This is a genomic window from Facklamia sp. P12937 (assembly GCF_050409505.1).
In the GTDB taxonomy this organism is placed as follows: domain Bacteria; phylum Bacillota; class Bacilli; order Lactobacillales; family Aerococcaceae; genus Facklamia.
The window spans coordinates 1-12,331 of the sequence record NZ_JBNUPI010000005.1 but is presented as its reverse complement, the minus strand read 5'-3'; the positions used below and the strand labels follow the sequence as shown (position 1 = coordinate 12,331).

The window sequence follows — 12,331 nt, the reverse complement described above, 5'->3', positions numbered from 1 at the left end:
ACCAACGTGTTCAGCCTGTCTATTGGAAAGAGAGTTCTACAAAGTGAATTAACAGAAAAAGGTATACCAGTATACAGTGCCAATGTATTTGAACCTATGGGTAATATAGATAAAGCATTAATTGAAAGTTTTGAAACTGACTATATTGTGTGGGGGATAGATGGAGATTGGATGGTAAATATTTTTGAAAAAGGATATGAATTTTATCCAACTGATCATTGTGGATATATGACTATTGATGATAGTAAAATAAATCCTAGATATATGACTTATGTTTTAGAAAAAGCTGGAAAATCAGTAGGGTTTTCAAGAAGTCATAGAGCATCAATAGATAGAGTTAAAAGTATAACTATAAATGTTCCAAACATAAAGAAACAAAATGAAGAAATGGGAAAAGTTATTAAACTAGAAAAAGAAATTAAAAACTTAGAAAAAAATCAAATTGACTTAAATAGTGAAATAAGTAAAGTTCTTAATTCATATTTACAGTAGCAGAGAAAGCGATTAGAAATAAAACTCTAGTCGCTTTTTTTATGTCTAATTTTAAGAGGAGATGAAGAAATGAAAAATACAAAAAGATTAAATCAAGTAAAATATGAGATAGAAAATTTATTAGAAGAAAAAGAAAAATGTGAATTTGAACTTGAGCAATTAAAGAACCAAGAGAAGAAAACCAAAAGACAGATTAGTCAGAGAGAAAGGAAGAAAAGGACAAAAAGACTAATAGAAAGAGGGGCAATCTTAGAAAGCTATATTGAGAAAGCAGAAGAAAAAAGCAATGATGAAATTATTGAAATATTAGATAAAGTTTTTCTGAATATGGATTGATAGGAAAAAGGAAGAAGTTTTGAAAGAGAAAATAACATAATCAATCCCTTAGATTTTCTAAGGGCGCAATTATACACCCTAAAGGGTGTCCTTGCGACCTGCGGTGCTTGGCCCTTGCAGGGAGCAATAAAAGGCTAAAGCCTTTATCAAATTTTTCTAAAATACAATTTCATAAAAATATCCATTTGCTTTTTTATAGTCAAGGGTAAAATAAACTCGCTACCGCTCGCCCTTGACAATAAAAATTTGAAATGAATGGTAATCATTAAGCCGACATACTGAAATAAGAAAGTAAGTTTAGTATCGTCGGCTTTTTTTATTTTATCATTTCAAAACGCTCATTCACTAATTGGAGGTTCAAAAAAATTTATTAAGACCGACACCAAAAACAAGAAAGGAAGTTAGAAGATGGCAGAGAGTTTTCATTTTAATATTTCTATGGTAAGTAGAGGAAAGGGGAAGTCAGCAGTTTCTAGTTCAGCCTATATATCAAGAGAGAAAATAACCAATGAATGGGACGGAGTAACCCATGACTACCATAACAAAAAAGACTAAATCTACAAGGAAATATTTTTACCTGAAAATGCAAAAGAAGAATTTAAAGACAGGGCAACTTTATGGAATAGTGTGGAACTAAATGAAAAAGCAATCAATGCTCAACTGGCGAGAAGTTTTATTATAGCCTTACCCAAAGAATTAAGTATTGAAGAAAATAAAAAACTTATAGCAGAATTTATTGAAAGTAATTTTGTATCACAAGGAATGATAGCAGACCTTGCTATTCATGATGAAAGTGATGAGGGAAATCAGAATATTCACGCTCATATTATGACAACAGTCAGACCACTAAATGAAGATGGATCATGGGGGCAGAAAAGCAAAAAAGAATATGTCTTTGATGAAAAAGGGGAGCCAGTCCTTACAAAAAGTGGTAAACAAAAAACAAGAAAAATAGAACTCACTGATTGGAATAATCGGGGCAATGCTGAAAAGTGGAGGGCAAACTTTGCAGATTTATGTAATAAGTATCTTGAAGAAAATAATCTTCAAAAAAGAGTAGACCATCGTTCCTATGAAAGACAAGGACGAGATGAAATACCCACCATTCATATGGGAGCAAGTGCTTCTGCCTTAGAAATACAAGGCATAGAAACAGAAAAAGGGAATATCAACCGAGAGATTAAAAAACATAACAGCTTAGTCAAGGAAATTAAGAATAGATTATCTGAAATCAATTCATGGTTAGGAAGTTTAATCGGAAAACTTCAATCAAAGTATGATGAATATAAACAAGATAAAAAAGATGAGTTAGAGAACAAGGCAGAACTCTTTAATCTCTATGAATACATCTCAATTTACCATGATATTCAAGTGGATAAAAGAAAATACCTAAATAGTTATTGGAGAGAAAAGAAAGGTTTAGCCGACCTTAAACGATTTGCTAGTGCGAGAGTATATCTTCACGATAACAATTTAGAAACCATAGCAGATTTACAAGGGAAAATAGATAGCTTACAGGCTAAAAATAGAAAAGTATCAAAGGAAATAAAGGATAAGACAGAAGAAATAGACAAGCTGAATAAGTGCTTAGTCTATGCTGATATTATTAAAAACACAAAGGGAGTATATCAGACATGGGATAATAAAAAGGTATTTAAAGATAGCTACTACAAGCAAAATCAAGCAAAAATAGATAAATATAAAAGAGTGAGAACCTATTTAGAAAAGCAAACAGGTTCATCAGCCATAAAACCTAAAGAGTGGAAAAAGCAAGTTAATGATTTAGAGATAGAAATTGAAAGATTAAATCAAACAAAAGAAAATATTAAAGATGATTTTTCAAAGATTAATCACATTAAGTATGCAGTAAAAATAGTTAATGATGATTATGGCATTGACCTATCCATTGAAATAGACAAGTCAGTAAAGAGGGGAGAAAAGCCAAGTATCATTGAACAGATAAAAAAATTTGAAAAACAACAAGAAAAAGATGATGGATACAGACAGAAAGCAAGGGAGAAATACCAAAAAAATGAAGAAAGATAAGCACCGTTTAGAAAATAAAAGATGAAGTCCTAAATAGGAACAACATAAAAAAATAATTAGGAAATAGAGGACTGAATAAATTGTTCAGTCCTTATGAATTTAAGGAGGAGAAATGAGCGATAATAAAAAATACTACTATCTAAAACTAAAGGAAGATTTTTTTACAAGTGAAACTATAATTTTACTTGAAAGCATGAAAGACGGAGTTATGTATTCAAACATTCTACTAAAACTATATCTAATGAGCCTTAAAAACAATGGAAAGTTAATATTTAGAGATAATATACCTTATACAACAGAAATGATTGCTACTATAACTCGTCATCAAACAGGAACAATAGAAAGAGCAATTAATATATTTTTAGAACTCGAATTAATAGACCAATTACCTGATAACATTTTATATATGGCAGATATAGAATTATTTATAGGGAAATCATCAACAGAGGGGGAAAGAAAGAGAAGAGCAAGGCTTGAAAACAAAAAGAAACTAATAGCTTTAACGGACAATTGTCCACCAGAGTATAGAGATAAGAGAATAGAGAATAGAGATAAGAGAATAGAGGGGATAGAAAAAGACCAAATGTCCTCCACCCCCTTTTATGGTCAATTTAAAAATGTTAAGTTATCAGGAGAAGAATATAAAAAACTAGAGGAAGAGTTAAAAGACCACACTAAAATCATGGTAGATAAATTATCAAGGTATATGGAAAGTAGTGGTAAAGACTATAAAAACCACTATGTAACAATCCTTAACTGGTATGAAGAAGATAAGAATAAACTTATAAATAAATCAGATAAAAGAAAAACTACATCTAACTATGATGATAGTCCTAGCATATAAGAGGGTGGACAGGGATTTTTAGATGAGTTAATAGAAAAGATGATTAATTCTATAGGGAAGAATAAAAAAAGCCTTTAAATTAGCTTACACAATTTAAGAAATGAAAATCAATAAGAAGTACAAGGCGATTAGAAAAGTAAAAAATTCTAGTCGCTTTTTTATTACCACAAAGGGAGTAACGAATTGTTACCCCCTTATTTTTTTAGGAGGAGAAAATGACAGATAAAAATAATAACACCATAAAAATCAAAGGAGTTAATTTTAAGTACAATCTTGATAGGGATTATGAAAAAGAGGGGCATGTTTACTGTAAGTCTTGTAATGAACAAGTAGATGGAGAAGTAATAGACTTTATAAATAAAAAGATGATATTTAGAAGAGCCTGTAAATGTGATAGGGAAAGAGAAAAACTTGAAAAAGAAAGACAAAGAGCCTTAAAGGTGGAAGAAATTAAAAGAAGATGTTTTGTAGAAAGAAGTCAAAGTCAGTATACCTTTAGAAACTCTGATGAAGTCATAGATAAAGACCTAATCAGAAAGGCGAGAAACTATGTAGAGAAATTTGAAGAAATGAAAAAGGATAATATCGGTTTAATCATCTATGGGGGAGTGGGAAGTGGAAAAACCTATCTTACTTGTTCCATAGTTAATGATATCATTGAAAAACACCTTTATGAATGTAAGGTTATGAATTTTTCTCAAATACTAAATGATTTACAAAAGGGTGGATTTAACCTTGATAGAAATGAATATATAAATAGCCTAGCAAGTAAGACCCTACTAGTTCTTGATGATTTTGGCATAGAAAGAGATACAGAGTATGCTCTAGAACAAGTCTATAATGTGATAAATGCAAGGTATCAGAAAAGTAAACCGACCATTATCACAACCAATATAGATTATAGAGAACTGGAGAGGGAACAAGAAAACCTAATGCTGGCAAGAATTTATTCAAGAATACTAGAAATGGGAGTACCCTTAAAAGTAGATGGTAAGGACAGACGAAAAGAAAAACGAAAAGACAAGATAGCAAAAGCAAAAAAATTAATAGACAACTAAGAGCGACTAGAAAAGTAAAAAATTCTAGTCGCTTTTTTATTATCAAGAAGGTAGTAAGAATGTCACATTCTATTTTTAGAACGAAATAACAAGCTTAAAAGTCTCAATGTAGTCTCAAAAGAGTGTCAATCTTCGAGAAAAGCGGTCCAATAGGGTCATTTTTTCACTTTATAAAGTAGAGGGACATTTACTCTATTTGATCTTTGACAACTGAATAGACCACAACGAGACGTTATCCATTTAAGGAGCATGAGCTTAGATACGCCTAGACCTTCCTGCTTAGTAATCGGTTTAAATGAATACTAGAAAATTCTAAGGATAGAAGGAAGCAAGCGATAAATAAATGAGTTTAATTAAGGCGTGGAAACCTTAAGCGATGAATTAAGTGGTGATAATGATACTTCTACAGTTGACGCTGGCCCATCTAGAACAGGGGCAGAGGTGAGATGCCTATGTAGCAATTCCATTGCACTCGTTTATGTCATAAAACTAAATAATTCGCAAACAAGAAAGGAGGTGAGAGATTGGAGTATCAATGGAATGGATTAGCTAACTTATTAGCGGATTTAATTGGAAAATATGCTGAAGATTTGGATGTTAATAATTTGCCTAATCCTATTCCAATTACTTCTGATAATGAAGATGAAATAAAAGATATAAATTTTACAAAACTATCGCAGGAAAAAGGATTTAAATGATATAATAGTCGTGAGATAAATGTCCAAACTATTTTAAGAAAGCGAGGGTTTTGTATGAGAAAAGAGAAGAAAAAAGTTTATATTTACACGAGAGTTTCAACCACCTTGCAAATAGATGGATATTCTTTAGAGGCTCAAAAAGCTAAGATGAAAGCATATGCTGACTTTAATGACTATGAGATAGTCGGTGAGTATGAAGATGCTGGCAAATCAGGAAAATCTATTGAAGGGCGTGTTGCTTTCACACAAATGATGCAAGATATTAAGTCTGGTAAAGATTGCGTTTCCTTTGTCCTAGTTTATAAGCTGTCTAGATTTGCAAGAAATGCAGCTGACGTTCTATCAACTTTACAGGTCATGCAAGACTTTGGTGTAAATTTAATTTGTGTTGAAGATGGAATTGATTCATCAAAAGATGCTGGCAAGCTCATGATTTCTATTCTTTCTGCTGTTGCTGAAATTGAAAGGGAAAATATAAGAGCTCAATCTATGGAAGGTAGATTGCAAAAGGCAAGAGAAGGCAAATGGAATGGTGGGTTTGCTCCATATGGATATCAGCTTGTTGATGGTGAGCTACAGATAAACGAAGAAGAGGCTTATGCTATCCGTGTTATATTTGATAAGTATGTCAATACCACTATGGGAGCAAACAGCATAGCGAGATATTTAGACAACCAGGGCATAAAGAAGATTCCCAGACAAAATGGAAAGAATCCACTCTTTAGTGCAAGTCTAATCACTCGTATTCTAAAAAATCCTATCTATAATGGCAAAATTGCTTATGGTAGACGAAGAACAGAAAAGAAGCATGGGACACGTAATGAATATCAATTGGTAGAACAAGATGATTATTTAGTAGCTGATGGTATTCACGAGGCAATTATCAGTAATGAAGTATGGGAAGCAGCTCAGATTAAGGTCGCAAGCCAAGCTAAGAAATATGAATATTTACATAAGCCAAGAGGAACAACCACTCATTTGCTATCTGGCTTAATCAAGTGTCCTATTTGTGGTGTTGGCTTATTAGGCAATAAAAGCGTTAAGTATAAAAAAGATGGATCAAAGTATAAAGACTTTTTTTATTATGGATGTAAGCATAGAAAAAAAGTTCGTGGTCATAAATGTACCTTCAATAAACAAATTCGAAAAGAAATATTAGATGGGGCAGTAGCTGAAGTGATTACCAAGTTGGTAAGTAACCCAAAATTTGCTCGTCTAATGCAAGAAAAAATTAACATGAAGGTTGATACAAGTAATATAGATAATGAGATAGAAAATTACGAAAACGAGCTGAGAAAAAGTAACTTGTTAAAATCAAAAATCTTAGAAGATTTAGATAACTTAGATGTTGAGGATAAGTATTATAGTCGGATCAAAGAGGATTTCGAAAATAGATTATATAAAGCATATGACAAAATTGAAGTGATAGAGAGAAGTCTTATAGATTTAAAAGCGAAAAGAAGAAATATTGAAGCTGAAAAATTAACAGGGGATAATATATATAAGATATTGATTTATTTTGATAAATTGTATGATCTTATGAATGATGAAGAACGAAGAAAACTTATGGAAGTTCTTATTGAAGAGATTGAAATATATCAAGATAAGCAACCAAATGGACAATGGTTAAAATCTATTACTTTTAAGCTTCCAATCATTGAGGAAGATACATTAATAGGTTTGGAAAATGGAACACATGTGGAGTGTGTGGTATTGATTGAAAAGAAAGTGTAAGAAAATCCTGATTCGATAAGCCTTATGTCATATGATTAATCTGATTAAAGCATTTTTTCTGTGTTTAAATAGAGTTTTAGGGATAGATTGTCAGTATTTAGTAAAATTGTGAGAGGAAACTGGTTAGGAGAATTGAACAATGATTACTAATTGAACAATTGGATGGCCAAATGTACTGAGTCTAACTTGAATTAAAACATTGATTTTTCAAAAAAAGGTTGGTACAATTTAGAAAAGATAAAAAGGGGTTTTAATATGCATGGGGGAGCCAGAGAAGGTGCAGGACGTAGTAAGTTGCCTGAATCAGAAAAACGTAAAGCTAAGAGCATTTATTTTAGTGAGTCAGATATTGACATGATAGAAGGTATAACTATTGAAGGATGCACTAGCTTTAGTCAAAAGGTTATTGAACTAATCTACTATGCTATTGAAAATTTAGAAGAATCATCTACTAAAGAAAATACGATTATTTGTGAAGATTCCTTTGAATATCAGAATATCAAAAATGAAAAGGAAAGGGCAGACAAAATGAAATTTATCGACCTTTTTGCTGGAATCGGTGGCACAAGACAAGCCTTTGAAGATGATGATTATGAGTGTGTATTTAGCTCTGAATGGGATCAATTTGCTGCTAAAACCTATGAAGCAAATTATGGAGAGACTCCTTATGGTGACATTACTCAAATTGATGAGAATGATATCCCAGATCACGATGTCTTATTAGCCGGATTTCCTTGTCAACCATTTAGCAACATCGGAAAACGTGAGGGATTTGCTCATGAGACTCAGGGGACGCTATTTTTTGATGTGCTTCGCATATTAAAAGCAAAGCAACCTAAGATGTTTTTACTTGAAAATGTAAAAGGTCTCTTGAATAATGACAAGGGACGCACCTTTAATATTATAATTAAGCAACTTACAGAACTAGGCTATTCCGTTTTTTATGATGTGCTAGACGCTCAGAACTTTGGATTAGCACAACGTCGGGAGAGAGTTATTATTGTTGGATTCCATCCAAGCTTAAACGTAAAAGAATTTGAGTTGCCTCATGGGAATGAAAACATTCGAGTTCCAGTTAAAGATATTTTAGAGAGGAATCCTAAGGGATATACAATTTCTAAACATCTCCAAGAAAATTATCTCTTCAAGAAAGACGATGGTAAGCCACAAATTATTCATTTTGAGAGTGATATACGGGTTAATACATTGGTTTCTAGCTATCATAAAATACAGCGGTTGACAGGAACTTTTGTAGAAGATGGTGAAACAGGACTTAGACTATTGAGCGAATTGGAATGTAAGCGTCTCATGGGCTTCCCTGATGATTTTTTATTTCCAATATCCAGAACTCAAATGTATCGTCAGTTAGGAAATTCAGTAGCCATCCCAATGGTTAAAGCGGTAGCGGATGAAATGAAAAAGGTGATGATAGAAGGCCAGGAATACGAGCCTATTCCAGCAGAAAAACAGTTGAGTTTAGCAATATAATAAATATCAAGTCGTTCATTCGTAATTAAATGAACGACTTTTTTAATCATTATTTGTGAATCCTTTAATTTGAAATTTTTTGCCACGTTTTTTACTTGGGTATGTCCATTTAAATGGGGTTCCAAATTGACCACTATGGCTGTATTTTTCGAGATAATAAGATATATATTCATCTTTCTTAAAAACTTCAAATTTGTGCGTGAAAATTATCATATCGGCTATCTGAACTGGGTCATTGACTAAGGGATTGTTGTCTCCAAAAATGAAAAACTTAAGTAGCTGTTCATTATACTCAGATAAGTTACTATCTAAAATATTGATAGAGTTTGGATGTGTTTCAAGAAGACGCTTCCGACTGCCTACTTTCTCGAATTTCAATAGTGCATTAGCTATGGAAGATTCATGATCTATGTCTAATGCTGATATCAGGTCAGCAATATTGCCTTCGTGAATAGTAACTTCCTTGGCGGTAGAATTTTTAATGCTAATGTTTCGCACCAACTTCTGACCATTACTCATTTCAATGCATACGGTCAAATCAGTTTTAGGTAATCCGTTATTAGAAAGTCTAGGAATGTCTGATGATGCCTCGATATTTTTGATGGTGTCCACACCCTCGGTAAGACCAATAGCTAACAAGACCGTTTTGAATAATATATAGGTTGAAGATTTTATGGTTCTTGATGCATTTGTGTAATCATTCCATAACTCTATATTTTTGGGGTCCTTAAAAAATAAAACAGCACTATTTTCTGAAATAGATCCTAAAACATTTGCTCTTTGGCCTTGTGGCATCTTTTCGGTTGTTTTTGTTACTATTTTCCTGGCTAATTGATTCACAGTGATAACATCCGTAATGAAGGAAACGTATGTCTCACTTTTGATTTTCTCGGAATAACGTTTCGCATTTTGCATTTCTTTTTCAGAAATGGAATCAGGAACAACCAGAAAAATCTTTGTGATATTATCATTAATAAGGCGAATATTTTGAGCCATGTACTCGTTTCCATAGATGCGATCGTTTCTGACAGAACTTGTGCCTTTAATAAGCCAAGTTTCATTATTGAATTCTGAAAAGACGACTTTAAAGTCCATTTTGAATTGTTTTTCTTTATTGGGGTACCCAATATTATAATTAGAACTAAATTCAACATTAAAGTTTGGATCGTCGCAAATAGGCTCAATGACATTGTATATGAGTTCTTTAACGCTTTGACCAGATTTATATTTCATTAAGTTTTCATTTACAAACATTCAATATCTGCCTTTCACTTAAATATCTCTAAATCATAAAAACATACGACATGATTGATTATTAGCTTTCAAACTCGATTGGCTAATGAGATTCAGATACTATCATTGTAACAATTACATTATGCTTAAGCAATACAAGGTCTGTAAAAATAGAGACTAGAATATAAATTGCAAATAGAACGCAGCCACCTAGAACAAGGTAATCCTCGCTCATGAGAAGTGTCGCAATAATTATTGCAATGTATCATATATAAAAGATTATTTTATTTGAATAACCTTATATTCAATGTCTGTAAAGGATAAATTGAACAGTAAATTTATTATATGATTGTAAGTTTCTTCATCATAGGCTTCGCAAAAATGACTGAAATCATTATTATCCGCATTACCCACTCAACAAGTGCAGCATCGTCCAATATGAGCCCCTCTATTTGGATTACGTGTAATCCAATCTTGCTCACTTATTTCCCCGCTCTGACTTCTTCTTAAACGAAAGTGAGGGATAATATTAAAAGATTTCAAGCCATACAAAAATTCTTTAAAGGTTAATTTTTCTACTTCAAACATTTCAACCACTCCTAGTTATTTATTCAATTAAAAAAGCGCAACGAGATTCGTCGTGCTAGATAACTAGATTAGACTCATCTTTCTCTTTCGAGTTGGATTTAGCACCTTGCCAAAAGGTAGGTTGCTGCAGCTTCATTGGGCCAATTCCCTCTGCTTGCTCTGGATAAGTTGTGGTTTTTAATTGTAGAGTGATAATAGCAATGAAAGTCTTAAAAAACAAATAACTATAAGGATAAAAGGGGTATTGTTTGGTACAATATTACTAATTAAAAATGTAAATTTGATAAGGCGAAGGAGATAAAGAATGTTATTAACTCAACCAAGTGTAGAAGAAGTTAATAAATAACTTTAATTAAACTAAACAAACTAAATAAAAAATATTTTTATCGTGATGGAAAATTAATGATAAAGTCGATAGATTGGAAGAAAGGAATTACGTTGAGAGAAATTGAAATAATTATCGAAAAGCACTTTTTTGATGTTTTCAGTAATTAGGAGGACGACATAATATTAGTTAGAAATACAAGAAATTCTGCTGCTCATAAAGGAGGGTGTAATATTGAAACTATGATTGAAGTAAGAAAAAGTCTATTTGATGAACAATTGTTAGAAATTATTAATTGTCAACTGAATTAATTTTTCTGAATTCTTTCAGTCATTGCCACCATACAGCTAATATCCAGCTAAAGATATTGAAGAAGTTCAATGAGTTTTTTACTAAATTAAATAAGACATAAGATCAAGATGCAAATTAACGTTTATTTTACTATCAAGGTTGAGTAGATTAATTGTGAGGTGTTAAAAATGGATAATATTTTAAATTATGTGGCTGCTTTTGTATCAGTAATCACATTATTAAGTACTATAATTTCTGGAGTTATGAATTATAAATTAACAAAAAAAACGTCTGAAAAACAAATCGATTTGGATAAAGAGATTAGTTTGTTAGAACACTTTGAAAAAAAGAAGAATGCTCTCTATAAAATAATCCTAGTTTATAGACAGGACCAAAGAAAACGAATTGATAATTATGGTAGTAATTATGTAGGTTATGAAAATAAACAAATTACAGGAGATGGTCTAGATAAAGAGGACGCTGATCAAATTGTTCTAATTATGAGTGATCAAAGTCTGATATTTGATTCTGAAATAATAGACCAGTTTGATAAGACATATTCGGAATATATCGAAAAAGTTTCGAAAAGATATTATCAGGAGGAAAGTGATTTGGAATTAGCTCAAGAAAATGAACTATTCTATTTCCACGAGTTTGATGAGAGTAAAGATTTTTATAAACTTGTTATAGAAAAAGATGAATTTTATTCAGGAAAGCTTAGCTAATTTTACAAACAACGTTTGCAATCGACATTATAAATTACATACATAGCTTACTCACGACACATGTGGAGACGGTAGCGTTATTGTCCAAACTAGATGTCGACCAATGTATTAAGGTGAAATTAGATATGGACGAGTTAGATGTAACAGCATCTGAAAGTAAGGCTACTTATGAAGAAATTAAAGAATATGTTATGAAAAAACACGGCATGAAAGTATCTAATCGTTATATATCGCAAGTAAAGAAGAAATGTGGACTTGAAGTTGGTAAAAATTATAATGTTTCAAAGAAGGAAAATCCTATAGCACCTAATTGTCCACCTGAAAAAGAAGAGGCAATTAAGGAGGCTTTAAAACATTTTAAGATGATTTAAATTGGAGTATCTCGTAAAGCCCCATTGAGCTAGCAGTCAAGGGGGCTTTTTCTTGTGTGCCCAGCATGGGCACAATCTAATGGGTGAAAGTCCCTAGTCTGC

At 32.0% G+C, this 12,331-nt stretch carries 10 protein-coding genes, 2 pseudogenes and 1 riboswitch; of the genes and pseudogenes, 10 read left to right on the top strand and 2 right to left on the bottom strand.

From position 1 onward, the window contains the following. The first annotated feature begins 6 nt into the window (after positions 1-6). The 8 genes and pseudogenes from ACQV2R_RS02880 (at position 7) to ACQV2R_RS02845 (ending at position 8,696) form a co-directional block, all read left to right on the top strand. Complete coding sequence (locus tag ACQV2R_RS02880; RefSeq protein WP_428884998.1) at positions 7-492, top strand: restriction endonuclease subunit S; 486 nt, start codon at positions 7-9, stop codon at positions 490-492. A gap of 69 nt (positions 493-561) precedes the next feature. Continuing rightward, positions 562-828 (top strand): DUF3847 domain-containing protein, encoded by a 267-nt coding sequence (locus tag ACQV2R_RS02875; protein WP_428891797.1) that lies wholly within the window; start codon positions 562-564, stop codon positions 826-828. A gap of 408 nt (positions 829-1,236) precedes the next feature. Further along, positions 1,237-2,874 (top strand): annotated as a pseudogene (gene mobQ / locus ACQV2R_RS02870) (MobQ family relaxase). Between the two features lie 112 nt (positions 2,875-2,986). Further along, entirely contained in the window at positions 2,987-3,718 is a 732-nt protein-coding gene (locus ACQV2R_RS02865; protein ID WP_428873472.1) for a phage replisome organizer N-terminal domain-containing protein, read from the top strand. A 215-nt stretch (positions 3,719-3,933) separates the two neighbouring features. Further along, positions 3,934-4,776: an ATP-binding protein gene (locus tag ACQV2R_RS02860; protein WP_428884997.1), complete on the top strand. Its 843-nt coding sequence runs from the start codon at positions 3,934-3,936 to the stop codon at positions 4,774-4,776. 524 nt (positions 4,777-5,300) lie between these two features. Further along, entirely contained in the window at positions 5,301-5,474 is a 174-nt protein-coding gene (locus ACQV2R_RS02855) for a hypothetical protein (RefSeq protein ID WP_428873476.1), read from the top strand. Between the two features lie 54 nt (positions 5,475-5,528). After that, the gene (locus ACQV2R_RS02850; RefSeq protein WP_428891796.1) at positions 5,529-7,208 is read left to right on the top strand and encodes a recombinase family protein; all 1,680 of its coding nucleotides are present in this window, start codon (positions 5,529-5,531) and stop codon (positions 7,206-7,208) included. Positions 7,209-7,502: 294 nt separating this feature from the next. After that, positions 7,503-8,696: a DNA cytosine methyltransferase gene (locus ACQV2R_RS02845; RefSeq protein WP_428875031.1), complete on the top strand. Its 1,194-nt coding sequence runs from the start codon at positions 7,503-7,505 to the stop codon at positions 8,694-8,696. 42 nt (positions 8,697-8,738) lie between these two features. Here the strand turns inward: ACQV2R_RS02845 and ACQV2R_RS02840 are convergent, their stop codons facing one another. Then, positions 8,739-9,950 (bottom strand): MspI family type II restriction endonuclease, encoded by a 1,212-nt coding sequence (locus tag ACQV2R_RS02840; RefSeq protein ID WP_428875032.1) that lies wholly within the window; start codon positions 9,948-9,950, stop codon positions 8,739-8,741. Between the two features lie 393 nt (positions 9,951-10,343). Then, positions 10,344-10,517 carry a hypothetical protein gene (locus ACQV2R_RS02835; RefSeq protein WP_428891795.1) on the bottom strand — a complete coding sequence of 58 codons (174 nt, stop codon included), beginning with the start codon at positions 10,515-10,517 and terminating at the stop codon, positions 10,344-10,346. 71 nt (positions 10,518-10,588) lie between these two features. Continuing rightward, positions 10,589-10,687, bottom strand: a riboswitch (SAM riboswitch). Between the two features lie 634 nt (positions 10,688-11,321). Here ACQV2R_RS02835 and ACQV2R_RS02830 point away from each other — a divergent pair. Both ACQV2R_RS02830 and ACQV2R_RS02825 read left to right on the top strand, forming a co-directional pair. Next, entirely contained in the window at positions 11,322-11,858 is a 537-nt protein-coding gene (locus ACQV2R_RS02830; RefSeq protein WP_428891794.1) for a hypothetical protein, read from the top strand. Positions 11,859-11,911: 53 nt separating this feature from the next. Continuing rightward, positions 11,912-12,229, top strand: a pseudogene (locus ACQV2R_RS02825) (23S rRNA (uracil(1939)-C(5))-methyltransferase RlmD); the annotation flags it as partial. Positions 12,230-12,331 lie beyond the last annotated feature (102 nt).